A 26,196-nucleotide genomic window follows, 5' to 3' on the forward strand; every position below is an offset into this window, starting at 1 on the left:
CTCCGGGATCGACGGCGTCTGCGCCAGGATCTCCGAGATCGGGAACCGCGACTCGCGCCGCACCGCCATGAAGATGCGCGGCATCAACGGGAAGTGGAACGCCATGTGGCACTCGTCGCCACCGACCTCGGGGTCGCCGAAGTACTCGACCACGTCCGACGGCCACTGGTTCGCCTCGGCCAGCAGCACCCGGCCGGGGAACTCGTCGTCGACGACCTTGCGGCACTTCTTCAGGAACTCGTGCGTGCGCGGCAGGTTCTCGCAGATCGTGCCTTCCTCCTCGAAGAGGTACGGCACGGCGTCGAGGCGGAACCCGTCGATGCCGAGGTCGAGCCAGAAGCGCAGGATGTCGAGCATCGCCTCCTGCACCTCCGGGTTCTCGTAGTTGAGGTCCGGCTGGTGGCTGAAGAAGCGGTGCCAGTAGAACTGCCCGCGCACCGGGTCGTACGTCCAGTTCGACGACTCGGTGTCGACGAAGATGATCCGCGCGTCGGAGTACGCCGAATCGTCGTCGCTCCACACGTAGTAGTCGCCGTACGGGCCCGTCGGGTCCTGGCGCGACTGCTGGAACCACGGGTGCGCGTCGGAGGTGTGGTTGAGCACCAGGTCGGTGATCACCCGGATGCCGCGCCGGTGCGCCTCCTCCAGCAGGTACACGAAGTCCTCGACGGTGCCGAACTCCGGCAGCACCGCGCGGAAGTCGCTGATGTCGTACCCGCCGTCGCGCAACGGCGACGCGTAGAACGGCGGCAGCCAGAGACAGTCGACGCCCAGCCACTCCAGGTAGTCGAGGCGGGAGGCGAGACCGCGCAGGTCACCGGTGCCGTCGCCGTTGGAGTCGCTGAACGCGCGGACGAGGACCTCGTAGAAGACGGCGCCCTTGAACCAGTCGGGGTTCTCGCGAGCCGGTTTCGCCGACTTGAAGTCCTCTGCCTGCGGTTCGACGAGGAAGCCGTCGTCGTCGATGGCCTCGCCGGTGTGCGGTGTTCCTTCCAGCCCGAGCACTGCGTCGGGACGGGTGTCGTCGGCCATGGTTCCCACCTCGTCGGGGGTTGAGCGGTTGAGCGGGCTGACGCGGTGCCCTAGGAGAAACGTCGTTGGAGGCTCACGACGTGCGCGGTGGCCCGCCACGGCTCGAGCCGGATGTAGTTCGCCTGACCCCAGTCCCAGGTCTCGCCGGTGACCTCGTCGTGCGCGATCACGCGTTCGTGCCAGTCGAACCCGAGCTCGGGCAGGTCGAGGTACAGCGTCCCCTCCTGCGCGTTGTGCGGGTCGAGGCTGACGACGACCACGACCGTGTCGCCGGATTCCGGGTCGCGTTTGGAGAAGGCGACCACCGCGTCGTTGTCCACGTTCTGGAACTTCAGCGTGCGCATCTGCTGCAGCGCCGGGTGCGCCTTGCGGATGTGGTTCAGCTTGCGCAGCCACGGTTCGAGGCTGCGCCCGTCCGCCAGTGCACGGGCGTAGTCGCGCGGCCGCAGCTGGTACTTCTCGGAGTTCAGGTACTCCTCGCTGCCCGGCTTCACGGCCTCGTGCTCGAACAGCTCGTAGCCGCTGTACACGCCCCACGTGGGGGAGAGCGTGGCCGCGAGCGCCGCGCGCAGCCCGAACATCGCCGGGCCGCCGTGCTGCAACGACTCGTGCAGGATGTCCGGTGTGTTCACGAAGAGGTTCGGGCGCGCCTCGTCCCAGTGGTCGCGGACGTCCTCGCCGAACTCGATCAGCTCCTGCTTGCCGGTCCGCCACGTGAAGTACGTGTAGGACTGCGTGAAACCGAGCTTCGCGAGGCCGTAGAGACGGGCGGGCCTGGTGAAGGCCTCCGCCAGGAACAGCGTGTCCGGATAGGCCTCCTTGACCTTCCAGATCAGCCACTGCCAGAAGTCCGGCGGCTTGGTGTGCGGGTTGTCGACCCGGAAGATCCGCACCCCGTGCTCGGCCCAGAAGAGCACGACCCTGAGCACCTCGTGGTAGAGGCCCTGCGGGTCGAGGTCGAAGTTGATCGGGTAGATGTCCTGGTACTTCTTCGGCGGGTTCTCCGCGTACGCGATCGTGCCGTCGGGCAGCTGCGTGAACCACTCCGGGTGCTTGAGCACCCACGGGTGATCGGGCGCGCACTGCAGCGCGAAGTCGAGCGCGACCTCCAGGCCGAGCTCGTGCGCGCGCTCGACGAGGGCGTCGAAGTCCTCGATCGTGCCGAGCTGCGGGTGGATCGCGTCGTGCCCGCCCTCGTCCGCACCGATCGCCCACGGCGAGCCCGTGTCGTCCTGGGTCGCGACGAGCGTGTTGTTGGGGCCCTTGCGGTTGACCCGGCCGATGGGGTGGATCGGCGGGAAGTAGACGACGTCGAAGCCCATCGCCGCGACCCGGTCGAGCTCCTTGGTCGCCGTGGCGAACGTGCCGTGCACGGCCTGCCCGGTCTCGTCGATCCCGCCGGTGCTGCGCGGGAAGAACTCGTACCAGGAGCCGAACGCGGCCTTCTTGCGGTCGCACCAGATCTTGTGGGTCTTGCCCTTGGTGACCAGCTCGCGCACCGGGTGCTCGAACATGATCTTCTGGACGTCCGCGGCGAGCGCCGGCGCGACCCGTTCCTGCAGCGGCCGGTCCTCGTCGCGCAGTGCGTCCGCGGCAGACATGAGGAGTGCTCGCTCTTGTCGCCTATCGGGTCGCTTTGCCACCCGATCGAGTAGCCGGGCGCCGATTTCAAGATCGTTTGCGAGATCGCCGGGGCCCTGACCCGCCGCGATCTTCACCTCAACGGCGTGGTTCCAGGTGCCCCAGGGGTCACTCCACGCATCGATCCGGAACGTCCACGCGCCTTCCTGGTCCGGCACCACGACGGCGCCCCACCGGTCGAGGCCGATGCCGACCTCGTGCATGCGGGTCTGGCGAGCGACTCGGTCGTTCGGTCCGCGCCAGCTGACTGTCGCCGCGAGTTTGTCGTGCCCCTCGCGCCAGACCGTGGCCTGGACCGGAATGTGTTCTCCCACAACGGCTTTGGCTGGATACCTGCCAGCCGACACCACCGGGGATACGTCGTCGATACCGAGCCGTCCGCTCATCGGCAGCGCCCTTCCGCCGTGTCGCTTCACGTTGATGCTTCAAATCCTGCCTTGCTCGATCAAGCCGTGTGACAGCGGGTTACCCCATCCAGATCCGTACCCCGTTGCTCTCGATCGCACACCTCGGAACGCTCGCGTGTCCAGGGGCTTCCGTCCACGTTCCCGGCATCCGGTGTCCTCATCATTGGACTCTTCGCGTCCAAGTCACCGTGTTAAGAGGGTGCTACGGGTACCGTGCGCGCGTGAACAAGCTTGGAGGTCGCTACGTCCTGCTTGACCAGCTCGGCGCCGGAGCCATGGGCGTCGTGTGGCGTGCACGCGACGAGTTCCTGCACCGTGATGTAGCGGTCAAGCAGCTGCTTCTCAACGACGTCGAGTCGAACGAGTTCCACGAGGCCGTGCAGCGCGCCATGCGTGAAGGCCGGATCGCGGCGCGCTTGCAGCACCCGAACGCGATCGCCGTGTACGACGTGGTCGTCGAGGACGGCAAGCCTTGTCTCGTCATGGAGTATTTGCCGTCCCGCAACCTGTCGTCGATCCTGGAGCGCGGTCCGATGCCCGCCCAGGAGGCCGCGCGCATCGGTTCGCTCGCCGCCGGCGCCCTGGCCGCCGCCCACGCGGCCGGCATCGTGCACCGCGACATCAAGCCGGGCAACGTCCTCATTGGACGCGACGGCACCGTCAAGATCACCGACTTCGGCATTTCGCGCGCTTTGGGCGATGTGGCCGTGACGAAGACCGGCATGCTCGCCGGCACCCCCGCGTACCTGGCGCCGGAGCTGGCCCGCGGCGCCGAGCCCGCGCCGCCGTCCGACGTGTTCTCGCTGGGCGCGACGATCTACGCGATGACCGAGGGCGAACCGCCGTTCGGCAAGAGCACGAACGACCTGGGCCTGCTCTACAAGGTGGCCCGCGGCGAAACCCGCCCCCCGATCCGCTCGGGCCCGCTGACGGGCCTGCTGGTTCGCCTGCTGGCGAACGAGCCGTCCCAGCGTCCCACCGCGGCCCAGGCCGCCGAGGAGCTGAAGGCGATCGCGGCGGGCCAGCCGGTCCCGGCCACCCGCGTGATCCCGCCGCGCCCGATGACCCCGCCCACCGGCACCGCGGTGATGGGAGCCGCGATGGGCACCTCGGGTCCGGGCACCCAGCGCCCGATGCCCCCGCCGCCGCGCACCCAGCCACCCGCGCCGTTGCCGTCGACCTACGACGACTACGACGACTACGACGAGCCCGAGCCCGAGCCCCGCAAGAAGAACCGAGGCCTCGCGATCGCCGCGGCCGTCCTGGGCGTCCTGCTGATCTCCGGCCTCGCCTACGGGATCATCACGTCGGGCAACAAGGACACCAACACGGGCACCGGCCCCACGACCTCGCAGAAGACCTCGGAGGCCGTCGTCCCCACCTCCGACAAGCCGTCCCCGCAGCCCCAGACCCAGACCACCGAGAAGCAGACCTCGTCCCAGACCAAGCCGAGCCAGCCCTCCTCCACCAAGCCGGCGGTGAAGTTCACCCCGGCCCAGGTCGCCACGTTCGTGAAGCAGCACTACGCCAAGCTGCCGTCGAACGTCGACGCGGCCCGCAACGACTGGGACCCGGACCAGGCGCCGGACCTGGGCCGCGAGCGGGAGTTCTGGGGCAAGTACAGCAAGGTGGCGCTGGCCGGCGACCCGCTGGTCTCGGCCGACGACGACGGCAACTTCTCGGTGACGACGGCGCTGCAGCTGACCGAGAAGGAGGGGGACAAGACCTCCACGGTCGAGCACCGGCTGGCGATCTCGGGCAAGGGGGACAAGCTGCGGATCATCGGGGAGGACCGGTAGGGCCCGCCTCCGCCGGGTGGCCTGCCTCCGCCGGGTGGCCTGCCTCCGCCAGGTGGCCCGGCCGGCGGGCGGCCCGGCCGGCCGGTCTGACCCGTCCCGGGGTGCGAACGGACCGTTCGCACCCGCTCTGCGGTTGCCGGTGCCTGCTCTGCGGTCCCTGGAGCCCGCCCTGCGGGTTGTCGGCGTCTGCTTTGCTGTTCCCGGCACCCACCCTGCGGTACCCACCCTGCGGTACCCACCCTGCGGTACCCACCCCCCGTGGTTACCGGCGCCCACCTCTCCGCGGCATCCCACCTCCCGACTGTCCCTCGCGGACCGTTCGCCCCCGAAACCGCCACCCGCCGGCGTCACCGAACCGGGTGCCAACCGGACGCCCCGGAGCCACCACTCGGGCAGTCTGAGCAGCTCACACCCCCTGCCCCCACTTGACCGGTTCTGCAAGTCGTTGCAGGTGTGACCGGGAACGTTGTCAGCCCCGCAGGGGTGGCAGGTAAGTTGCCTCGTCATGCGAGCACTTCGCCGGTTCACCGTCCGAGCCAGCCTGCCGGAGCCCCTGTCCGCACTCAGCACGCTCGCCACCAACCTGCGCTGGACGTGGCACCCGCCCACGCAGGAACTCTTCTCCTCGATCGACCCCCGCGTGTGGTCCGAGGTCGGTGGCGACCCGTTGCGCCTGCTCTCCGTCGTCGACGCGGGGAAGCTGGAGTCGTTGGCGAGAGACGAGCAGTTCCTGCTCAAGGTCCACGCGCTCGCCACAGACCTGGAGCGGTACGTCCAGGGGCCGCGCTGGTACCAGCGCCGGCAGGACGAGATCGCCCAGCGGCGTGAGCACGGCAGCACCAAGGACACGCCGTTGCCCACCAGCGTCGCGTACTTCTCGATGGAGTTCGGGGTGCACGAGGCGCTGCCGAACTACTCGGGCGGCCTCGGCATCCTCGCGGGCGACCACCTCAAGGCCGCCAGCGACCTCGGCGTGCCGCTCATCGCGGTCGGGCTGCTGTACCGGTCGGGGTACTTCCGGCAGTCGCTGTCGCTCGACGGCTGGCAGATCGAGCACTACCCGGTGCTCGATCCGCGCGGGCTGCCGCTGGAGCTGCTGACCGAGCCGTCCGGGCTGCCGCTGCTGGTGCACGTCGCGATGCCGGGCGACCGGATGCTGCGCGCCAAGATCTGGAAGGCGCAGGTCGGGCGGATTCCGCTGCTGCTGCTCGACAGCGACGTGGAGCAGAACGACGAGGACCTGCGCGGCGTCACCGACCGGCTGTACGGCGGCGACCAGAACCACCGGATCCGCCAGGAGATCCTCGCGGGCATCGGCGGGGTCAGGGCGGTGCGCACGTTCTGCGAGCTCACCGGGCACGCGCAGCCCGAGGTGTTCCACACCAACGAGGGCCACGCCGGGTTCCTCGGGCTCGAGCGGATCCGCGAGTACATCACCAACGACGGCCTCGACTTCGACCAGGCGCTCACGGCCGCACGCGCCGGTGCGGTGTTCACGACGCACACGCCGGTGCCCGCCGGCATCGACCGGTTCCCGGTCGACCTGGTCCAGCACTACTTCGGCGCCGAGAACCTCGTGCCCGGCGTGAACACGCAGCGCATCCTCGCGCTCGGGGCCGAGGACAACCCCGGCATGTTCAACATGGCCCACATGGGCCTGCGGCTCGCCCAGCGCGCGAACGGTGTGTCCAAACTGCACGGTGAAGTCAGCAGGGACATGTTCCGCGGCTTGTGGCCGGGCTTCGACGCCACCGAGGTGCCGATCGGGTCGGTCACCAACGGCGTGCACGGGCCGACGTGGGCCGCCGCCGAGATGAGCAAGCTGCTCGGAGCGTCCGAAGCGGACAACCACACCTCCGGGTTCGGCATCGGGTCGTTCGAGCCGGTCACGGACGCCGGGTTGTGGGAGATCCGGTCGACGCTGCGCGGACGCCTCGTGGACGAGGTGCGGCGCAGGCTCAGGGAGTCCTGGTTGCAGCGCGGCGCGTCGGCGTTGGAGCTGGGCTGGACGGACGGTGTGTTCGACCCGAACGTCCTGACCGTGGGCTTCGCACGGCGCGTGCCGACGTACAAGCGCCTCACGCTCATGTTGCGTGACCCCGAACGGCTGCGGAACCTCCTCCTGCACCCCGAACGGCCCGTGCAGCTCGTCGTCGCGGGCAAGTCGCACCCGGCCGATGACGGCGGCAAGGCGCTCATCCAGCAGATCGTGCGCTACGCCGACGAGGCGGGCGTGCGGCACCGGATCGTGTTCCTGCCCGACTACGACATGTCGATGGCCCGGTACCTGTACTGGGGTTGTGACGTGTGGCTGAACAACCCGATGCGTCCCCTCGAGGCGTGCGGCACGTCCGGCATGAAGTCGGCCCTGAACGGCGGCCTCAACCTGTCCATCCGCGACGGCTGGTGGGACGAGCTGTACGACGGCTCGAACGGCTGGGCCATCCCGACGGCGGACGGCGTGAACGACCCGGTGCGCCGCGACGACCTGGAGGCCAACGCCCTCTACGAGCTGCTCGGCCAGCAGGTCGCGCCGCTGTTCTACGACCGCGGCGAGGACGGCGTGCCGACCCGCTGGATGTCGATGGTCCGGCACACGCTGGCGTCGCTCGGGCCGGTCGTGCAGGCCTCGCGCATGGTCCGCGAGTACGTCGAGACGTACTACGCGCCGGCCGCCGCGTCCGCGCACACCGTCGTCGGCGAGGGCTACCGGGGCGCCAAGGAGCTCTCCGCCTACCGGCACCGGCTGCGCGCCTCGTGGACGCGCGTGCGGGTGCTCGACAGCGACCTGGTGCTTGGCGGCTCGTCGGTGCCGGTGCTCGGGTCGCCGGTCATCGTGCGGGCCCGCGTCGAACTGGCCGGGCTGGAACCGTCCGAAGTGGACGTCCAGGTCGTGCTCGGCAAGGTGTCGCACGACTCCGACGAGCTCAAGGACATCGTGTCCGCGCCGATGAACTACGCGGGCAACGGCAACTACGAGGCCGAGGTACCCCTGCCGCACGCCGGAGCGCTCGGCTACACCGTCCGCGTGCTGCCTCGACACGGCCTGCTGGCCACTTCGGCGGAACTCGGCAGGGTCGTACTGGCTAGTTGACCCTTTTACGAGATCAACACAGGGCATCCGGTTCGCTGGCCGACAGCGAGCTGGATGCCCTGATCTGTTCGTCTTGCTTGTTGCCTGTTCACTGCTCGTAACGAGCTTCACGCCTGTACCCCGCGCTCCCCATCGCTCAAACGAATGACCCCTTTTTCAAGTGGGTGAATTCGCGATCTCCGCTGGTAGGCGCACGGATGTGGGCTTACGCTCGTCGGCATGGAATGAACCGCTTCGGAATTCGCTGAGTGCATTTCTAGGGGCGGCTCCAAGTGAATTGCGCATTGAGGAAGAAGGTAGCCGTGAAGAAAACGATTACCGCACTCTCGCTCGTCGCAGCACTGTTCACCGCCTCTACCGTCCCGGCTGCCAACGCGGCACCAGCCGCGCCAGAACTACCGGCCGCGTGCGCCGGTCTCGTCACGGACCTCGCCGGAAAGCTCACGAAAACCATCAGCAGCCTGCTGCCCCTGCCCAACGTGGGCGCCGTCACACCGCTGATCGGAGACCTGCTCGGTCTGGTGACAGCGTTGCAGAGCTCCGGCTGTCTGCCGACACCTCCGGTGAGCGTGCCGGGCGTGCCGTTGCCGGTGAAGTCCGCCGAGTACACCGGTCCCGTCGACCAGTGCCTGCCGGTCGTGCTGAACCTGATCTCCACCATCGCCGGGCTGGGCGGCACGGTGCTGGGCGCGGCCGGAGGTGCCCTGCCTGACGTCGGCAAACTCACCGGCCTGCTGACCACGTTGCTCAAGACCGTCACCGACCTGCTGAGCAAGTGCGGCCTGCCGGCGCCTCCCGGTGGCCTGCCCGCGCTGCCCGGCCTGCCACTGCCGATCCAGAACAGCTAGTTCTCCACGCGGGGTGGAAAAGGGCCCGTCACCGGTCTCGGTGACGGGCCCTTTGCCGTGTGCGGAGCGTAGTATTCCGTTTGGGTCAGAATAACCTGGACGAGCTGCGACGTCACCCATTCGTCGCAGTTCAAGGGTTTTTGCGTGAAACACACAATGGTGCGACTGATTCGTAATTCGAGCGCGGATGTGGTTAACCTGAATTTGCTCGATCCGCTGCTCGAAGAACGGAAAACTGCAGATGATCAAGAAAGCAATCGTCCTCGGTGCCGCTATCGCGGGCATGGGACTGTTCGCGTCGACCGCGCACGCCGCTCCGACCCAGAGCCGTGACGTGCTGGACACGCAGCTGGTCGGTCCCATCTCGATCACCGCGCTGTCGCACAACCCGTGGACTCCCGGCAACGGCAACGTGACCGGATCGGGCAACATCGGAGGAAACGGGAACAACGTCGGAAACAACAACAACGGCGGTAACGGGAACAGCAACGGCGGTGGCGGCAACAACGTCGGCGCCGGCAACTCGGGTGGGAACGGCAACAATTCGCCCGGTTTCCCCGGCTGATCCGGACCGGAGAATTCGTCTGACGTGAAGCTGACCTCCGACCGGTGCCGCACCGGTCACCTTCCCCAAGAGCGCTGCAGGCCGAAACCTTGACGAGCCGGTTCACGCTCAGCGGGGCAGCTCGCGGCACCGCCCCCGCGCCCCCGTACATCCAGTACGAGGGCGCGGGGGCGGCACCCCGATCCACCCGTCTGACCGCGAGCCGCCTCGGCAAGTTTCGACCTGCAGCACTCGTCAGCTGATCTCCAGACGGGCGCGGGTCGCCGCCACCCGCGGACTCCAGCCCGCGAGCTCGTGCGCTTCGGCCACGAGCTCGCGGGCTTTCGCGTTGTCGCCGTCCGCCATCCACGCCCGCGCGATCGTGACCAGGTCGTCGGCCCGCCCCACGGCGTTCTCGCTGGCCTCGGCCGAGTACCCGGCCAGCTGGCGGGCCAGCGCCGTGTCGCCCTCGACCAGCGCCATGATCGCGAGCGTCCCGTTCGCCCGATGCTTCGGGTATCCGGCCTGGTAGGCGTTGTCGAACATGCTGCGCGCGGTCTCCAGCCCGACCTCGGCCGGGAACTGCCCCGCCTCGACCGCCAGCACCGCGACGCCCGCCGTGGTGGCCATGACGAACGCCAGGTCGCGCGTGCTCAGGTCCTCTCGGGCGGTCAGTCCGATCACCGTCTGCATCGCCTCGAGGTACTTCGCGCGGGCGCACGACGTGACGACCTTGAGCCCCACGACGGTGAGCAGGTCGGAGTGCTCCTGGACGAGTTCGGCGTAGATCCGCTCGGCCTCGTCGACGTCGCCGCGCTGGTAGGCGTCCATGCCGGCGACCACGCGCGGCCGTGCCTCGAGCTCACCGAGCGGCCGCCCGGTCATCCGCGGCAGCGTGAAGACGTACCAGCCGAGACTCGTGTGACCGGGTTTCTCGGACGGCGCGAGCTGCAGCAGGAAGCACGCCGTGGCCGCGAGCGCCATGCCCTTGCCGAACGACGACCCGGCGGCGAGCCAGGTCAGCCCGGCGACGACCGCGCAGAACACGATCGCGAACACTCCGTTGAGGACGGTCCGCCGCCGCACGCGCGGTTTCCACCCGCTGATCCCCACGGTCGCCAGGATCGGGATCCTGCGCAGCACGATCCGCCGGTGCGGCCGCGTCCACGACTTGAGCTCGCCGCCCAGCCCGATGATCAGGTGCGTGACCCGGAGTCCGAAGAGGACGGCGCCGAGTGCCAGCCCTGCCTGCACCGCCATCAGTTCCACCACGAGCCCGACCAGCGCGCCGGCCAGCCCGAGGTAGAACTCCGAGAGGGTCCAGGCGATCGTTCCGGCCACCACCAGGGCCGTCACGACCCAGCGCACAACAGTCACGGTCAGCAGACGCTACCGGCGGGACGGCGGTTCCTTCAGACCACCGGCTGCGAGCCGCCCTCGCGGACCGGCAGCCCGGCCGCGCGCCAGCCGCGGAACCCGCCGACCAGGTCCGTCGCGTGCGGCAGCCCCACGCGTTGCAGGTCCCTGGCCGCGAGCGACGACGAGTAGCCCTCGTTGCACACCACGACGACGGTCGTGTCCGCGGTGAACCCCGGCAGCCGCCAGGCGCCCTCCGGGTCGAGCCGCCACTCCAGCACGATCCGCTCGACCACGACGGAGTTCTCTATCTCGCCCTCGGCGAGCCGGTTGTGCGCGGGCCGGATGTCCACGACCAGCACGTCTTCGAGGGCCAGCACCTCGTGCGGTTCCAGTCGCTTCAGGTGCGACCGGGCCTCGTCGAGGATGGCGTCGAGCTTGCTCACGGGCCCTCCAGGTCGGCGCGCCGGCGGAGTTCGGCCAGCGGCAGGCGTTGTGCGGGCAGCGGCGGGATCGAGTCGGGGATGTCGAGCAACGAGGCGTACTCGCGCGTAGGCACCAGCGGCGGCGAGTAGGCGTGCACGGTCGCGGCCGGCACATCGAACGTGTTCAGCACCTGGTGTGCCCGTCCGGACCCGAAGCCCAGCGCGTCACCGGTGGCGCGCACGGCGGACCGGATCGGCCCGGCGGGGTAGCGGTAGTCCTCCCGCACGGCGCCCTTGAGCACCGTGAACGAGCCCGCCGACCCGCCGTGGTCGTGCGGCTCGGTGCTCTGCCCCGGCAGCCACGACAGCAGCCACAGCTCGACGCCCTCGGTCAGCCCGAGACGTGCCCACCAGCGACGTTCGGTCGAGTAGTCGAGGATCTGCAGCAGTCCGGTCGTGAGCTCGCTCGCCACGAACGACGTCAGGTCGCGCAGCTCGCGGGGCGTCCACAGGTCGCGCGACGGGTGGATCACGTCGCGCAGCAGCCTGCTGTCCAGCGCCGGGTGGAGGTCGAATTGATCTTGATCGGCATACGTCGAAGTCACGCACTCGCTCCTGAAGGCCGCGTCGTTTCGGGGTAGCGACTCAGACGCGACGCAGGGCGCTTTCGTCAGCGCACGCGTCGCGTCGGCCTACACCCACACGACGCCACGAGTACGAAGTCGATCGTGCGGTCTGTCCAGCAGTAGACGACCACGTCCGTGATGGTGCCAGACGCACTCTGAGTGTGGCTAGAGCGTCCATTTGGCGGAAGAACGTCGGACACAGAGTCAAGTGGCCGCAAGGAGTTCTCAGCGCGGGATGCGGAGCAGCAGCAACGAGCGAGCGGCCACCGCCAACGTCCCACGTGGAGCGAGAGCACCGGGATTCGCCGGCGAACCGTCCGCCGTCGTCGTGTCGAGGAACGGTTCGTACGACGGCCCGTAGCGCTCGTGCGGAAGCGTCACGCTGATGGCCTCCGCACCGGCGTGCATCAGCATCAGCCACGAGTCGTCGGACACGAGTTCGCCGTCCCGAGTGCGCGACAGGCAGTTCGAGCCGTCGATGAACATGCCGAGCGTGCGGCGGCCCTCGTCGAACCAGTCGGTCTCGGCCATCTCGTGCCCGTCCGGCCGGAACCACACCAGGTCCGGGTTGCCGCTGGGCGTCGTGCGGCCCTCGAAGAACTCGGGCTGCCGCAACGCCGGCGAGGACGCGCGCAGCTCGATCAGCCGCTGGGTGAAGCCCAGCAACGCCTCACCGGCGTCGCTGGTCGTCCAGTCCACCCACGACACGGGGTTGTCGAGGCAGTACGCGTTGTTGTTGCCACCCTGGGTGCGCCACATCTCGTCGCCCGCCGTCATCATCGGCGTGCCCGTCGACAGCAGCAGCGTCGCGAGCAGGTTCCGCGCCTGCTTCGCCCGCAGCGCGAGGACCTCCTGGTCGGACGTCTCGCCCTCGGCACCGCAGTTCCACGACCGGTTGTCGTTGGTGCCGTCGCGGTTCTGCTCGCCGTTCTCCTCGTTGTGCTTGTCGTTGTAGGACACCAGGTCCCGCAACGTGAAGCCGTCGTGCGCGGTGATGAAGTTGATCGACTGCCACGGCCGCCGCAGGTCGTCCGCGTAGAGGTCGGACGAGCCGGACAGCCGGTACGCGAGGTCGCGCACGGACGTGTGGCCGCGCCAGAAGTCGCGGACCGTGTCGCGGTAACGGCCGTTCCACTCCGCCCACTGCACGCCGAAGTCGCCGACGCGGTAGCCGTCGCCCGTCGCGTCCCACGGCTCGGCGATCAGCTTCGACCGGCACAGCACCGGGTCCGTCGTGATCGCGGTCAGCAGCGCCGAGTCGCGGTCGAAGAACCCGCCGCCAGGCCTGCCCATCGTCGAGGCGAGGTCGAACCGGAACCCGTCGACGCCCATCTCGTCCGCCCAGTACCGCAACGAGTCGGTGACCAGCCGCACGACCTGCGGCGACCCGGCGTCCAGGGTGTTGCCGCAGCCCGTGATGTCGACCGTGCTGCCGCCCCCCGCGTGCAGGTAGTAGCCGGGCGCGTCGTAGCCGCGGAAGCAGATCGTCGGCCCGTCCGGACCGCCCTCGCAGGTGTGGTTGTAGACGACGTCGATCAGCACCTCGATGTTCGCCGCGTGCAGCGCCGCGACCATCGTGCGGAACTCCTGGATCTCGTTGCCCGGCTCGCTCGCGTACGCGGCGTGCGGCGCGCAGTAGCCCAGCGGTGAGTAGCCCCAGTAGTTGCTCGCGCCGCGGCTGATGAGCGACGGCTCGTCCTGGAACGCCTGCACCGGCAGCAGTTCGACGGTCGTGACGCCCAGCCGGCTCAGGTGCTCGATCGCGGCCGGGTGCGCGAGGCCGAGGTACGTGCCGCGCAGCTTCTCCGGGATCTCCGGGTGGTTCTTCGTGAACCCCTTTACGTGCATCTCGTAGATCACGGCCTCTTCGAACGGCACCTCGGGCTTCACGCCCGTGTCCGCGCCGCCCGGCGAGCTCACGACGCTCAGCGGCACGCTGCCGAGCGAGTCGATCGCCGACGGCGGGCCGTGCATCGGGTCGCCGACGTACCCGAGCGACGCCTCGAGGTTCGTGATCCGCCCCTCGATCTGCCGGGCGTACGGGTCGACCAGCAGCTTGGCCGGGTTGCAGCGCAGCCCGCGGCCCGCGTCGTACGGCCCGTGCACCCGGAACCCGTACCGCTGGCCGGGTGTGACGCCGGGCACCAGGCCGTGCCACACGCCGAACGTCCGTTCGGTCAGCTCGACCCGTTTCTCGGTGCCGTCGTCGTCCACGAGGCACACCTCGACCGCGTCGGCGACGTGCGACGTCACCGCGAAGCGGACACCGCCTGCCTCGGCGTGTGCCCCCAGCGGGAACGGTCGGCCTGCCAGCACGTCGGACTCGGGTCGAGTAGCCATGCCTCCGATCTTGGCATCCGGAACCGACAAAAAACTTGAGAGTTCACACAGGCGGCGCAGCGGCGAGGGACACCCCGATGAGTGGTCGCTCCGGGGCCGTTCGGAAGAATGGGGGTGTGGCGGACGTCGACGTGACAGATCTGGTCGTGCACATGGCGGGCGTGTCGGTCCGCCGCGGCAAGAACACGCTGGTCGGAAACATCGACTGGAGCGTGGAACTGGACGAGCGCTGGGTGGTGCTGGGCCCGAACGGCGCCGGCAAGACCACCCTGCTACGGCTCTCCAGTGCCGACCTGCACCCGACCAAGGGCAAGATCCACCTCCTGGGTGAACGCCTGGGCAAAACGGACGTGCAGGAGCTCAAGCCCCGAATCGGGCTCTGCTCGGCTGCGCTCGGTGGTCGCATCCCGCCCGACGAGAAGGTCGTCGACCTCGTCGTGTCCGCCGGCTACGCGGTGCTCGGCCGCTGGCGCGAGGAGTACGGCGAGCAGGACACCGGCCGCGCCCGCGAGCTGCTCGGCACCCTCGGCATGGAGCACCTCGCCGACCGCCTCTACGGCACGCTGAGCGAGGGCGAGCGCAAGCGCACGCTGATCGCCCGCGCGCTGATGACCGACCCCGAGATGCTGCTGCTCGACGAGCCGGCCGCCGGGTTGGACCTGGGCGGTCGCGAGGACCTGGTCGCGAAGCTCTCCGAGCTCGCCCTGGACCCCGACGCGCCCGCGATGGTGCTGGTCACGCACCACGTCGAGGAGATCCCGCCGGGCTTCACGCATGCTCTGCTGCTGCGCGAGGGCTCGATCGTGGCGCAGGGTCTGCTGGACGACGTGCTGACGGAGGAGAACCTCTCGAAGACGTTCGGGCAGGACCTGGAGCTGCAGAAAGCGGGAGACCGCTTCTTCGCACGCCGGAAGGTCTGACAAGCTACCGCTAGGTAACGTGACGTCTGCTGGTTCGGACTGCGAGTTCGCGTCGGTCGTCCGGTCTCCTCTTCGGGTCAACCGCCGCAGGCGATTCGGGCCGAAGCGGAGGCCGGACGACCGACTTCCCGGCGAACTCGCCGCCGTCTGCGGAGCAGCGGCCAAAAACACAGGAGGGCTGTCTTGGCTGAGTTCGTGAGGCTTGAGGTCGAGGACGGGATCGGCACGATCCGCCTGGAGCGGCCGCCGATGAACGCCCTGAACCGGCAGGTGCAGACCGAGCTCCAGGCCGCCGCCAAGGAGGCCTCCGAGCGTTCCGACGTCTACGCGGTGATCGTGTACGGCGGCGAGAAGGTGTTCGCGGCCGGTGCGGACGTCAAGGAGTTCGCGCAGATCTCCCACGCCGAGATGACGTTGCGGGCCAAGGGCCTGTCCGACGCACTCGGCGCGCTGGCCTCAGTGCCGAAGCCGACGGTCGCCGCGATCACCGGCTACGCGCTCGGCGGCGGGTTCGAGGTCGCGCTCGGCTGTGACCGCCGGATCGCCGGTGACAACGCGAAGGTCGGCCAGCCCGAGATCCTGCTCGGCCTGATCCCCGGCGGTGGCGGCACGCAGCGCCTCGCCCGGTTGATCGGCCCGGCGAAGACCAAGGACCTGCTCTACACCGGCCGGTTCGTCGGCGCCCAGGAGGCGCTGGAGCTCGGCATGGTCGACGAGGTCGTGGCGCCGGACGACGTGTACGCGGCCGCTCGACGCTGGGCGGGGCAGTTCGTGAACGGGCCGGTGCTCGCGCTGGCCGCGACGAAGGCCGCCGTCGACGGTGGTCTCGACACCGACCTCGAGTCGGGTCTCAAGCTGGAGAGCCACCTCTTCGCGGCGTTGTTCGCGACGGAGGACAAGAAGGCGGGCGTGGAGTCGTTCATCGAGAACGGTCCCGGAAAGGCGAAGTTCAGTGGCAACTGACCCGGCACCCAACCCCCACGCGACCGCCGAAGAGGTCGAGGCGGCGTACAAGGACACCAAGCTCGCCCAGGTGCTCTACCACGACTGGGAGGCGGGCACGTACGACGAGAAGTGGTCGATCTCCTACGACGACCGCTGCATCACCTACGCGACGGACCGGTTCCGCGCCGCCGCGGGTGACGTCGGTCCGTACGAGCACGCGCTGGAACTGGGCTGCGGCACCGGCTTCTTCCTGCTGAACCTGATGCAGGGCGACGTGATCAAGAAGGGCTCGGTTACCGACCTGTCGCCCGGCATGGTCGAGGTCGCACTGCGCAACGCCTCGCACCTCGGGCTCGACGTGGACGGCCGGGTGGCCGACGCCGAGCGGATCCCGTACGAGGACAACACGTTCGACCTCGTCGTCGGGCACGCGGTGCTGCACCACATCCCGGACGTCGAGTCGGCGATGCGCGAGGTGTTGCGGGTGCTCAAGCCCGGCGGCAAGTTCGTGTTCGCCGGCGACCCGACGAACATCGGCAACTTCTACGCGCGCAAGCTCGGCCAGGCGACCTGGTGGCTGACCACCAACGTCACCAAGGCCCTGCCGGCTCTGGGGTCGTGGCGGCGTCCGCAGGAGGAGCTGGACGAGTCGTCCCGCGCCGCCGCGCTGGAGGCCGTGGTCGACCTGCACACGTTCGACCCGGACCAGCTGGAGGCGACGGCCCGTCGTGCCGGTGCGGTCGGGGTCCACGCCGTGACGGACGAGCTGTCGGCCGCGTTGTTCGGCTGGCCGGTGCGGACGTTCGAGGCCGCGGTGCCGCGCGAGAAGCTCGGCTTCGGGTGGGCGATGTTCGCCTACCGCACCTGGCAGAACCTCTCGTGGGTCGACCAGAACGTGCTCTCGAAGGTGCTGCCGCGCGAGGTGTTCTACAACGTGTCGATCACCGGCAGGAAGTCTTCGTAGGTGGGGTACGCGTTCACCGCGGAGGACGTGGCGTTCCTGCGCTCCTCCGCCGGGACCTCCGCGTTGGCCGCGGTGAACTCGTTGTCCTTCTCGGACTCCTCGCGGGTGCGTGACGTCGAGCAGGCCCGCCGGTTGCTGGGGCCGTCGTTCGCGCCCGTCGTGGAAACGGTGCTGTTGCGGCGTCGCGCGGTGTCCAAACTGGACTCGGCCGGGTCGTGGCTCTTCACCGACGACGCCTTGCAGCAGGCGACGGCGTCCGCTGTGGCCCGGCACCGCGCACTGCGGTTCACCGGACGGTCCGTGCACGACGTGACCTGCTCCGTCGGTGCGGACCTCTTCGCGTTGAGTTCGGTGGCTTCGGTGTGCGTCGGCTCGGACCTCGATCCGGTGCGGGTTACGATGGCGCGCAACAACGTTCCGGGTGCGCCGGTCGTGATCGCCGACGCGTTGCGGCCGGTGTCGCGGGCATCGGCGGTGACAGCCGACCCGGCCCGGCGTGATTCGTCCGGTCGCCGCAAGTGGAACCCGTCGGACTTCGTGCCGCCGCTGGACGAGCTGTCCGAGGTGTACGCGGGCGTGGACCTCGCGGTGAAGTGCGCGCCCGGCATCGATTTCGCCGTTGCACCCTGGGCCGACGAGATCGAGGTCGTGTCGCTGGACGGCGCGGTGCGCGAGGCGTGCCTGTGGACGCGCGGCCTGGCCACGCCCGGGGTTTCGCGGCGTGCGTCGGTGTTGCACGGGTCGTCGTCGTGGACGCTGACCGACGCCGAACCCGACGACTGTCCCGTTGCCGCGCCGGGTGCGTGGCTGATCGACCCCGACGGCGCGGTCGTGCGGGCCGGGCTGGTGCGGCACTACGCGGCGCGGCACGGGTTGTGGCAGCTCGACGAGCGCATCGCGTACCTGAGCGGGGACGTGCCGCCGCCGGGCATCCGGGCGTTCCGCGTGCTCGAACACGGGCACTACACGGAGAAGTCGCTCAAGTCGTTGCTCAAGGCGCGGGGGATCGGCGTCCTGGAGATCCTGGTGCGCGGGCTCGACGTCGACCCGAACACCCTGCGCAAGCGCCTCAAGCTCGCCGGTTCCGGTTCCGCCGCGGTCGTGCTGACGCGCGTCGGCTCAAAGCCCGTGTTCGTCCTTTGTCAGGCTGAGCGCACCTAGCAGCAGGTCGAGGCGGGTGTCGTCGTACGCCGGCCGCAGCCTGCCGCCTCGCCCGAGCGTCGCGATGCCGTGCAACGAGGTCCAGAAGACCTCCGTCAACGCCTCCAGGTGTCGTTCGCCCCTGACGGGCTCGACCGCGGCGACGAGTTCGCCGAACGCGTCCAGCAACTCCTGCGGCACCTCGTCCGTGCCCCACGGGATGTCGGACTGCTGCACGAACATCGCGTCGTAGAGCGCGGGCCTCTCTCTCGCGAAACGCAGGTACGCTTCCGCCGCCGCCCGCAGCCGTGACTCGCCGCGAGAGGGACGAGCCTTCCTGAGTTCCCGCGCCAGGTCACCGCAGCCCTGGATCGCCACCGCCCGGACGATCGCGTCCTTGCCCTTGAAGTGGCTGTACAGCACCGGCTGGCTGTACTCGACCTTCTCCGCGAGCCGCCGCGTGGTGACCGCGTCCCAGCCTTCCGACTCGGCCAGGTCCCTGGCCGCGTCGATGATCAGCTGGTGCCGTTCGGCCCGCTCGCGCTCCCTCCGGTTCTGAATGCTCACGCTCGAAAATCTAGCACTGCTAGACAGGCGAGCGAGCTGATGTTAGCGTCGCTCGTGTCGCTAGCAGTGCTAGATTTCAGTGGAGGACGAGATGCGCTTCAACACGATCATGGGATGGCTCGTCGTGGCGGCCGGCTTCTACTTCGGCCTGAGCTACCTGCTCAACGGCGAAGCGGCCGCGGCCGGTTTCGGCATCGTCGACCCGGCCGGCTACTACGTCGTGAAGGGCGTGCGCGACATCGCCTACGCGTTGACCGCCCTGATCCTGCTGCTCATGGGCCACCGCAGGGCGTTGGGCTGGGTGGTCCTCGCCGACGCGGTCATCCCGATCGGCGACGCCCTGGCCGTGATCACGCACGGCGGCACAGTGGGCTACGCGCTCATGGTGCACGGCTCGGCGGCCGTGCTGGTCCTGCTCACGGCCGGCCTGCTCCTGCTCGAGACAGCGCCTGCACGGCTTCCCGCACCTCAGGCTCACTGATCTCCTCGACCAGCAGCCCGGTCAGCACCTGGAACACCCGCCGCAACTCGTCCGGGTGCGTGGACAGCACCAGGGTCCCGTCGAACGCCCGCGTGTCCCGCAGGTCGTCCAGTCCGCGCCCCTGCACCGCGTTCACGCCCTCGCGCAGGCACCACAGGGACATCACGTTGTCCCGCATCCCGTTGAGCATGTGCACGGCCTGCCACACCCGTCCGCGCGCGATCGACGACCGCACGTGCAACGCGTACAACCACGCCATGCCGACGAGTCCGTCCCGCCCGGGCTGCCCCGCCGGCGGGAGCTCGTTGGCCTCCCCGAACAACAGCTCGAACGCCGGCCCGGTCGCCCCGAACTCGCCCGACGGCCAGAACGCCACGTCGACCTGCAACGTCGACCGCATCAGGAACACCCGGAACAACACGGTCCCGTGCCGCACGTCGAGGTGGCTGACCGCCCCGCACGCGTACATCAACGCGGTCCAGTCGTCCACGACGGCGTCGAGATCACGCTCGACCGACAGCGCGAAGTCGATGTCCGACCATCGGTCCTCCGCACCCGCCGCGGCCGACCCGGTCAGCGCGGCCCCGACGACCCGCGGATCAGTGTCGGCGGCGTTGACGAGGTCGCGACGCAACTGATCGCGCTCCGAAACGGTGAACACCACACAACCCTATAAGTCAGAACTTCAGCCCGGCTTGCGCACCAGGTTCGTGTACCCGGCCAGCGCCAGCGTCGCCAACCCCCACACCGCCAACTGCACCAGCCAGATCGCGGCCGTGAACGCCTGCCCCTTGCGCGAAGCGGTGTCCAGATCACACCGGGCCCGCATCCCGGTCATCGCCAACGGCAACCCGCGATCCAGCCCGAGCCCCACCAGTTCCACCGTCGAACACGGCGTCCCGGCCCCCACCGGCGCCGTCGCAACCCGTTCCGCCACAAGGTGTCCAGGCCGCGTGGAAACCTGCCCCGCCCACCACCCCAACGCCCCGGCCGCCACCAGCACCAGAGCCAACGCCGCCGCGGTCCGGCGCGCCCGATACCCGTACCCGGCCAGCACACCCCACAGCCAGTGGAACCACCTCGTCAGCCGCCCACCCAACGACTCGGGACTGCGGCGCCGCAGATCCGTCTGCTGCGCCATCAGGATCTGCCGAACGGTCCCGTCGTGCCCAGCGGCGCGTTCCACCGCAGCGAACCGTTGGTATGCGGAGGCGTGATAGGTGGCCGTGTGACAGCGGATGACGTGCAACCACTCCTCCCAGTGCCACATCGACGAGAGAGACGAGTAGGTGAAGTCGCTGAGACGCACACGAGTCGTGCCGTCACACGTGCTGCCACGTCCTCGGTCAGGACACAGACCCGTGTGCGGCAACCACACCACACCCGCCACCGTCATGCCCCGCAGGTTCATCGACTCCGACTTCGCTTCCAGCACGACCGACTCGCCGCACCCGAACCAGCCGCCGACCCGGACGTTGCTCAGGCTCAACGCACATCCGTCACCGCCCGCGGAGAGCCTGGACTGCCCGAACACCGCCATCGAGCCGCCGACCTGCGTGCGGTCCAGGGTCACCGCGATGTCGTCACTGTTCGTGACAGTTGTGTCGATGATCTCGAAGATCCCGTCGACTCGACCGTCGAGCACGAGCAACGAGCCGGACTTGTGATGCCCGGTGATGATCGTTCCGCTGCGCAGGTTGAGAGATCCGCCGATGTGCACTTCACTGGCGTCGAGCCCTGGGCCGCAGCTGCTGATGATCTCCGTGTCGGCCAGCGCCACCGGCCCCGACACACGAGTTCCTCCGAGCAGGAATGCGCCCGCCCCACCACCTGAGGTGATTCGGTTGCCATCCCGTACCCGGACGCGGCCGCCGATGGTGGCGGACTCGATCGACAACGCTGGTCCGGTGTCATTCGTGATCTCGGTGGCTTTCACGACCAGGTCGGAGGCGAGTCGAGCGCCGTTGAACGACACTGCGGCACGATCGCTGTGCCCGGCGAGCCGACTTCCCTGGTGCAGGGTCACTCGGCCGCCGACCGTGAGGCTCTCGGCGTTCAGGGCGGGACCGGTGGTGTTCGTGATCTCCACGCCCCTGAAGTCGACATCGCCGTCGACCCGACAGTCGACAAGCTTGATCGTGCCGCGTTCGTGATCTCCGGCGAAGCGAACTCCGTTGCGCAGGAAGAGATCCCCGTTGACGTGGAGTCCGTCCGCGTGGATTCCGGCGCACTGGCCCCCGAAGAACACGAGGTCGGGCAGGCTCGCATAGCGGGCCTCGATCGGCTTCTGGATCGTGCAGTTGCTGAAGGCCAGTCCGGCTGAGGTCTTCACCCTGTCGAGGTTGAGGACGCCCTGGATCCGGGCACCTTCCAGCCGTACCCCGGCCGGGTCGAGGTCGCCGTGCCGACCCAGCAGCAGGTCCCTGATGAGGTCGGCTGGTACCGGATCGTCGTCCTCAGCGCACACCAGCCACTCGCCGTCGCGCGCCGCCGTGACGAGCCGCTGCTCGATGTCGCTCACCCTCGGATCATCCCTGCAGGAGGCGGCTCCGTCAGCGAAAACGGAGCCGCCCCGAGCAAGAACTACCCGAGTGCCACAGCGAAGAAGTGCATGTTCACGTCGTCCGGCAGCACGACGCTCGCCAGCGTCTTGCCCTCCGGAGCCACGTACGTCTTGGTCGCGAAGATGTGCGTGGCGACCTTCTCGTTGCCGCCGCCCAGCTGGTTGCGGTACGGCGTGTTGGCGACGATCACGTTGCCGAAGCTCGGTGCCGCCCCGCCACCGCCCAGCGTCCAGTCGCTGAACCCGATCTCGACCTGCGCGGTGGTGCCGTCCGTGAACGTCACCGTGGCCGCCTTGGCCCGCGCTCCGTTGGCCGCGGAGCCGATGAACGCCAACCGGCTCCCGGACAGGGCAAGCGTTTGCTTCTGGGCCGTCGCGTTGTCGGGACGGCCGGGAGGCGAGGACGGCCAGGTGAACGTGAGGCCGTCGACGGTCGCGGTGCCGCCCGGCGGGAGCCCGGCCTGAGCCAGGGCCTCGCGCGAGTAGCTGTAGCCGCCGCCGTCGAAGTCGCCCTCACCGTCGGCGTCGGCGGAGGCACCGACGTTGTTCACGGCGGCGAGCATGCTGCCCGCCGGCGCGACCTTCACGACCTGCGGCAGCACCACCGGTTTCGCGGCGCCCTCGACGGTCACCGTCACGGTGATGTCGTAGAAGCCCTGCGGCGTACCGGCATCGGCCGCGACCGTGAACTCCGCGGGCACGGTGCCGGTGTTCGGCGTGAACGTCAGCCCGGCGGGTCCGGCGATCGTGAAGGTCGCCTTGGGGTCGCCGTCGTAGAGCTTGACGGAGTTGACCTTGCCGGTGACCGACTTGCCGGGCTCCACGACGAGCTGCCGCGGTTCGACGGTCAGGAAGTACGGCTGGTCGTGCTTGATCGGCTTCTCGCCGTCGCGGAACGACGGGGGCGCGTCGCCGGCACCCGTGCCCCATGACGAGGGCGCCTTGCCCAGCACGAAGTCGAGCTTGCCGCCGCGTTCCACGAACGACTCGGGCAGCCAGGTCTTGGTGGCCGCCCGGCCGTTGACCTTCAGCGACTGCACGTACTTCGTCGCCGTGTTGGCCTGCGGTGCGGTGATCGTGATGTCCTTGCCGCCGCCGCGGTTGATCTTCACCGAGGTGAACAGCGGCGCGCTCAGCACGAGCTCCGCGCGCGACGGCACCTGCGGGTAGATGCCCATCGCGGTGAACACGAACCACGACGACATGGCGCCGAGGTCGTCGTTGCCGGGAATGCCGCCGGGGGCGTTCTTCCACAGCGTGGTGATCGTCTCGCGCAACGTCTCCTGCGCCTTGGCCGGTGCGCCCGTGTAGTTGTAGAGCCACGGCACGTTCACGGACGGCTCGTTGTCCAGTTCGGACTTCGCGCCGCCCTTGCCCGTCAACGCCCAGCTGCCGTCGGCGTTGTGGAAGAAGTCGTCCAGCCGCTTGTTGGCGCGTTCCCTGCCGCCCAGCGAGTCGACGAGCCCGGCCACGTTGTGCGTGACCATCCACGTGTACTGGGCGCTGCTGCCCTCGACGAACCCGTTGCCGGTGTCGGGCGTGAAGTCCTTGACCCACGTGCCGTCGGCGTTGCGGTTGCGGATGTACCCGCCCGTGGCGTCCGCGACCGGGTCGAAGTTGTTCTGCCACCACTGCGCGCGCTCGGCGAACGTCTTCGCGGTCTTCTTGTCGCCGGTGCGGTCGGCGAGCTGGCTGATCGCGAAGTCCGCCGCGGAGATCTCCAGGGTCTCCGCCGCGCCGCCCCAGGCGTTCGAGACGGACGGCATGTACTTGTTCTGCAGGTACTTGTCGAGCGACGGCCGCTGCCCGACCGACATGACGGCCCAGCCGTCCTTGCTCAGGTCCAGCGCCGTCGGCACGGTCGCGGCCTTCACCAACGACTTGAGCGACGCCTTGATGTCGTAGCCCTCGCCACCGAACGCCGAGATGGCGGCCAGCGCGATCGGCGCCGGGTCGCCGTTCATGACGTGCGTGCCACCGCCGTTGTGCGTCCAGCGGTCCCACACGCCGTTGTTCTGCTCGGCCTGGTTGAGCAGCGACTGCGCGATGTCCGAGCCGATCTGCGGTTCGAGCAGGGTGAGCAGCTGCAGCTGCGAGCGGTAGATGTCCCAGCCGGAGAACGTGCCGTACTGGGCCTTCTGCCGGCGCTTGTCGATCTGGTGGGTCTTGCCGTCGAACCCGGCGTACTCGCCGTTGACGTCGCTGAACAGGTTGGGGTGCAACAACGAGTGGTACAGCGCGGTGTAGAACTTCGTCCGCTCGTCATCGGAGCCGCCGCCGACCTCGATGCGCTTGAGCTGCTTCTGCCACGCGATGTACGCGTTGTCCCTCATGTCCTCGATGGACTGACCCTTGTTCTCGGCCTTGAGGTTCTGCTTGGCGTTCTCCAGGCTCACGTAGGAGATGCCGACCTTCATGTTCACCTGGGCGCCCGGCTCGAAGCCGAGGTAGGCGCCGGAACCCTTGCCCAGCACCGGCCAGCCGTTGGTCCCGTACGTCGTGCCGCCCTTCGAACTGGTGCTCCCGGGCGTGACAACGTTGTCCTGGTACGTGCCGACCTCGGTGAACGCCTGGTCGAACTCCGCCACGAAGTGCAGCGTGTAGTAGCTGCGGCGGCCGACCTGGTTGATGTAGCCGCAGAAGTTGCCCGACGTCACGCTGCCGGTGATCGTCCGCTTGTCCTTGTCGATCACGGTCTGCGCGTCGGAGCTGCCGACCTGCGACTTGGACGTGTTGACCAGCACCGTCGCCGGCTTGTCGGCGGGGAAGCTGAACCGCGCCGCACCGGTGCGTTCGGTGGCGGACAGCTCGGCCTTCGCACCCGACTTGAGCGTCACGTCGTAGCGGCCGGGCTTGGCCACCTCGTCGGCGTGCGCGAAGTCGCTCGCGTAGACCGCGTCCGTGGCGTCGGTCGTCGGGCTCGTCGTGACCGTCCCGACGTGCGGGAAGATCGGGATGTCACCGCTGCCGCCCGCGCAGCCCGTACCGGACATGTGCGTGAGGCTGAAGCCGCGGATCTTCGTGGCGTCGTACCGGTAACCGCCGGGAGCCGCGGCGCGCAGGGTGTTGCCGCGACTGGCCTCCGGGCTGAAGGAGAACATGCCGAACGGCACGACCGCGCCGGGAAAGGTGTTCCCGAGGTTGGTCGTGCCGATGAACGGGTTCACGTGCGCTGCCGGATCCGGCACCACCATGATCTGGGGCTGAGCGGAGGCAGGGACCACTCCGAACGTCGTGGCCGCCACCACCGCAGCTGTCATCAGGACTCTTCGCCGCATGGTCGCGGACCCTACTTACCGTGGCCGCTCAACCCCAGAGAGCGACGTGAAGTTGTCGTCAAACGGACAAGCGCTGCTCCATGAAGGCCCTCAACGCGGGCCAATCGCAGTCTTCCGCGACCTCTACCTGGTGCTTTCCCTCGACCAGCGCACCCTCGTCGTCGATGTCGAGCCCGTGGGTGGCGAGGTGCAGCGTTCCGGGCACGATCGCCTCCGCCACGGCGACGGCGTCGTGGATCAGGATCCCCTCGGGTCGGTCGGAGTGGTTCTGGTCCTGGTGCTTGCTGAGGTACTCGCGGTAGGTGCCCGTGAGGTTGCTGAGCACCGGGTCGACGTTCGCGAGGAACTCGGTGTCCGCGATGCACCGCTGGGTGAGGTTGAGCGGCACCACGATCGGGTTGCCCTTGCGGATCACCGTCCTCGCCGCCGCCGCGTCCGCCCAGAAGTTGAACTCGGCGCGCAGCGTCATGTTGCCGATGCCGAGCCCGCCACCCATGACGATCAGCCGCGGGAACTCGATCCCGGCCTCGAGCGCCTTCGCGATGTTCGTGAGCGGTCCGATCGCGGCGACCACGGTGTCCTTGGTGACGTTGTCCGCGAAGAACCGCACGACGTCGTCGCTTTCGATCGGCTCGGGGTTCTCCGGCAACGTGTGGGCCTGCCCGCCGAGCCCGTCCTCCCCGTGCACGTCAGCGGCCCCGCCCGGCCCCTCCGAACCGCGGACCACCGGCACGTCGGTGCGCTTGAGGTGCGCGAGCAACCGCAGCGCGTTCGCCGTCGTGAGGTCCAGCCTGACGTTGCCGAACACCGTGGTCAACGCCCTGAGGTCGACCTCGGGGCTGCGGGCGGCGAGCGCGATCGCGAACGCGTCGTCGACGCCGGGGTCGGTGTCGATGATGAGAGCAGTGGCCATGCCCCCTAGGGTGCCTCAGCCCCGACCTCGGCCACGTCCCACACCACGCACCGCACGCCGGGCCGTTCCGTGGCGCCCTGGTCGAGCATGTCCTGGTGGTACCGGCGAGCGTCGGCCTCGTTGTCGTAGACCTGCACCATGTGCCCGTCGAGCGTCCACGTGCCGTGCACGAACCCAGGCCGCCCGACCTTGCTCGACGCCATCAGCGGCACCTGCGCCCGCAGCTCGTCGATCACTTCGGGAGCGATGTCCCACACGCCGATGACGGCCCACATGGGGCCACCTTAGAACCGTTTCGGGCGGTTCGGCCTGC

Annotated in this window: 21 protein-coding genes; 9 read left to right on the top strand and 12 right to left on the bottom strand. The window is 69.0% G+C overall.

What is annotated here, in order from left to right; translation table 11 throughout:
* On the bottom strand, window positions 1–1,032 hold a 1,032-nt coding region (locus tag QSK25_RS41850), incomplete at its 3' end, for an alpha-amylase family glycosyl hydrolase (RefSeq protein WP_285646898.1).
* 50 nt (window positions 1,033–1,082) lie between these two features.
* On the bottom strand, window positions 1,083–3,059 hold the full coding sequence (locus tag QSK25_RS41855) for an alpha-1,4-glucan--maltose-1-phosphate maltosyltransferase (RefSeq protein ID WP_285646899.1): 1,977 nt from the start codon (window positions 3,057–3,059) through the stop codon (window positions 1,083–1,085).
* Window positions 3,060–3,301: 242 nt separating this feature from the next.
* Here QSK25_RS41855 and QSK25_RS41860 point away from each other — a divergent pair, with 242 nt between their 5' ends.
* The 4 genes from QSK25_RS41860 to QSK25_RS41875 all read left to right on the top strand — a co-directional run bounded on the left by QSK25_RS41860 (window position 3,302) and on the right by QSK25_RS41875 (window position 9,386).
* Window positions 3,302–4,879: a serine/threonine-protein kinase gene (locus QSK25_RS41860; protein WP_285646900.1), complete on the top strand. Its 1,578-nt coding sequence runs from the start codon at window positions 3,302–3,304 to the stop codon at window positions 4,877–4,879.
* Between the two features lie 505 nt (window positions 4,880–5,384).
* On the top strand, window positions 5,385–7,973 hold the full coding sequence (gene glgP / locus QSK25_RS41865) for an alpha-glucan family phosphorylase (RefSeq protein ID WP_285646901.1): 2,589 nt from the start codon (window positions 5,385–5,387) through the stop codon (window positions 7,971–7,973).
* A gap of 302 nt (window positions 7,974–8,275) precedes the next feature.
* Window positions 8,276–8,821 carry a hypothetical protein gene (locus tag QSK25_RS41870; protein WP_285646902.1) on the top strand — a complete coding sequence of 182 codons (546 nt, stop codon included), beginning with the start codon at window positions 8,276–8,278 and terminating at the stop codon, window positions 8,819–8,821.
* A gap of 241 nt (window positions 8,822–9,062) precedes the next feature.
* A complete protein-coding gene (locus tag QSK25_RS41875) occupies window positions 9,063–9,386 on the top strand; it encodes a hypothetical protein (protein ID WP_285646903.1) in 324 nt (107 codons plus the stop codon).
* Window positions 9,387–9,620: 234 nt separating this feature from the next.
* Here the strand turns inward: QSK25_RS41875 and QSK25_RS41880 are convergent, their stop codons facing one another.
* The 4 genes from QSK25_RS41880 to glgX all read right to left on the bottom strand — a co-directional run bounded on the left by QSK25_RS41880 (window position 9,621) and on the right by glgX (window position 14,112).
* A complete protein-coding gene (locus QSK25_RS41880; RefSeq protein WP_285646904.1) occupies window positions 9,621–10,742 on the bottom strand; it encodes a hypothetical protein in 1,122 nt (373 codons plus the stop codon).
* Between the two features lie 35 nt (window positions 10,743–10,777).
* Entirely contained in the window at window positions 10,778–11,167 is a 390-nt protein-coding gene (locus QSK25_RS41885) for a rhodanese-like domain-containing protein (RefSeq protein WP_285646905.1), read from the bottom strand.
* A complete protein-coding gene (locus QSK25_RS41890; RefSeq protein WP_285646906.1) occupies window positions 11,164–11,751 on the bottom strand; it encodes a cysteine dioxygenase in 588 nt (195 codons plus the stop codon). The genes QSK25_RS41885 and QSK25_RS41890 overlap by 4 nt, the downstream gene beginning before the upstream one ends.
* Before the next feature lie 246 nt (window positions 11,752–11,997).
* Window positions 11,998–14,112 carry a glycogen debranching protein GlgX gene (gene glgX, locus QSK25_RS41895; protein WP_285646907.1) on the bottom strand — a complete coding sequence of 705 codons (2,115 nt, stop codon included), beginning with the start codon at window positions 14,110–14,112 and terminating at the stop codon, window positions 11,998–12,000.
* Between the two features lie 77 nt (window positions 14,113–14,189).
* On the opposite strand from glgX, the gene QSK25_RS41900 reads away from it, so the two are divergent.
* From QSK25_RS41900 to QSK25_RS41915, 4 genes are all read left to right on the top strand, one after another.
* Window positions 14,190–15,032: an ABC transporter ATP-binding protein gene (locus tag QSK25_RS41900; RefSeq protein WP_502881953.1), complete on the top strand. Its 843-nt coding sequence runs from the start codon at window positions 14,190–14,192 to the stop codon at window positions 15,030–15,032.
* A gap of 183 nt (window positions 15,033–15,215) precedes the next feature.
* On the top strand, window positions 15,216–15,995 hold the full coding sequence (locus tag QSK25_RS41905) for an enoyl-CoA hydratase/isomerase family protein (RefSeq protein ID WP_285646908.1): 780 nt from the start codon (window positions 15,216–15,218) through the stop codon (window positions 15,993–15,995).
* Window positions 15,985–16,941, top strand: a complete 957-nt coding sequence (locus tag QSK25_RS41910) for a class I SAM-dependent methyltransferase (RefSeq protein ID WP_285646909.1) — start codon at window positions 15,985–15,987, stop codon at window positions 16,939–16,941. Before QSK25_RS41905 ends, QSK25_RS41910 begins: the two co-directional genes overlap by 11 nt.
* On the top strand, window positions 16,942–18,102 hold the full coding sequence (locus QSK25_RS41915; RefSeq protein WP_285646910.1) for a THUMP-like domain-containing protein: 1,161 nt from the start codon (window positions 16,942–16,944) through the stop codon (window positions 18,100–18,102).
* Here the strand turns inward: QSK25_RS41915 and QSK25_RS41920 are convergent.
* On the bottom strand, window positions 18,061–18,648 hold the full coding sequence (locus QSK25_RS41920) for a TetR/AcrR family transcriptional regulator (RefSeq protein WP_285646911.1): 588 nt from the start codon (window positions 18,646–18,648) through the stop codon (window positions 18,061–18,063). The two genes, QSK25_RS41915 and QSK25_RS41920, sit on opposite strands and share 42 nt — an antisense overlap.
* A 91-nt stretch (window positions 18,649–18,739) precedes the next feature.
* Here QSK25_RS41920 and QSK25_RS41925 point away from each other — a divergent pair, with 91 nt between their 5' ends.
* On the top strand, window positions 18,740–19,129 hold the full coding sequence (locus tag QSK25_RS41925; RefSeq protein ID WP_285646912.1) for a DUF4267 domain-containing protein: 390 nt from the start codon (window positions 18,740–18,742) through the stop codon (window positions 19,127–19,129).
* Here the strand turns inward: QSK25_RS41925 and QSK25_RS41930 are convergent.
* The 5 genes from QSK25_RS41930 to QSK25_RS41950 form a co-directional block, all read right to left on the bottom strand.
* The gene (locus QSK25_RS41930; RefSeq protein ID WP_285646913.1) at window positions 19,065–19,790 is read right to left on the bottom strand and encodes a nucleotidyltransferase domain-containing protein; all 726 of its coding nucleotides are present in this window, start codon (window positions 19,788–19,790) and stop codon (window positions 19,065–19,067) included. The two genes, QSK25_RS41925 and QSK25_RS41930, sit on opposite strands and share 65 nt — an antisense overlap.
* Window positions 19,791–19,814: 24 nt before the next feature.
* Window positions 19,815–21,650 carry a hypothetical protein gene (locus QSK25_RS41935; protein WP_285646914.1) on the bottom strand — a complete coding sequence of 612 codons (1,836 nt, stop codon included), beginning with the start codon at window positions 21,648–21,650 and terminating at the stop codon, window positions 19,815–19,817.
* A gap of 62 nt (window positions 21,651–21,712) precedes the next feature.
* Window positions 21,713–24,970, bottom strand: a complete 3,258-nt coding sequence (locus QSK25_RS41940; RefSeq protein ID WP_285646918.1) for a GH92 family glycosyl hydrolase — start codon at window positions 24,968–24,970, stop codon at window positions 21,713–21,715.
* A 58-nt stretch (window positions 24,971–25,028) separates the two neighbouring features.
* Window positions 25,029–25,883 carry a nucleoside hydrolase gene (locus QSK25_RS41945; RefSeq protein WP_285646920.1) on the bottom strand — a complete coding sequence of 285 codons (855 nt, stop codon included), beginning with the start codon at window positions 25,881–25,883 and terminating at the stop codon, window positions 25,029–25,031.
* A gap of 5 nt (window positions 25,884–25,888) precedes the next feature.
* Entirely contained in the window at window positions 25,889–26,158 is a 270-nt protein-coding gene (locus QSK25_RS41950) for a hypothetical protein (RefSeq protein WP_285646921.1), read from the bottom strand.
* Between the last annotated feature and the right edge of the window lie 38 nt (window positions 26,159–26,196).

The sequence above is a fragment of the Lentzea sp. NBRC 102530 genome (genome assembly GCF_030269365.1).
Taxonomy (GTDB): Bacteria; Actinomycetota; Actinomycetes; order Mycobacteriales; family Pseudonocardiaceae; genus Lentzea.

Bases quoted from the DNA above. Each gene is read 5' to 3' on its own strand.
- QSK25_RS41855 (WP_285646899.1), bottom strand. From the start codon at position 3,059: ATGAGCGGACGGCTCGGTATCGACGACGTATCCCCGGTGGTGTCGGCT.
- glgP (WP_285646901.1), top strand. From the start codon at position 5,385: ATGCGAGCACTTCGCCGGTTCACCGTCCGAGCCAGCCTGCCGGAGCCC.
- QSK25_RS41875 (WP_285646903.1), top strand. From the start codon at position 9,063: ATGATCAAGAAAGCAATCGTCCTCGGTGCCGCTATCGCGGGCATGGGA.
- glgX (WP_285646907.1), bottom strand. From the start codon at position 14,112: ATGGCTACTCGACCCGAGTCCGACGTGCTGGCAGGCCGACCGTTCCCG.
- QSK25_RS41900 (WP_502881953.1), top strand. From the start codon at position 14,190: ATGAGTGGTCGCTCCGGGGCCGTTCGGAAGAATGGGGGTGTGGCGGAC.
- QSK25_RS41925 (WP_285646912.1), top strand. From the start codon at position 18,740: ATGCGCTTCAACACGATCATGGGATGGCTCGTCGTGGCGGCCGGCTTC.
- QSK25_RS41940 (WP_285646918.1), bottom strand. From the start codon at position 24,970: ATGCGGCGAAGAGTCCTGATGACAGCTGCGGTGGTGGCGGCCACGACG.
- QSK25_RS41945 (WP_285646920.1), bottom strand. From the start codon at position 25,883: ATGGCCACTGCTCTCATCATCGACACCGACCCCGGCGTCGACGACGCG.
- QSK25_RS41950 (WP_285646921.1), bottom strand. From the start codon at position 26,158: ATGTGGGCCGTCATCGGCGTGTGGGACATCGCTCCCGAAGTGATCGAC.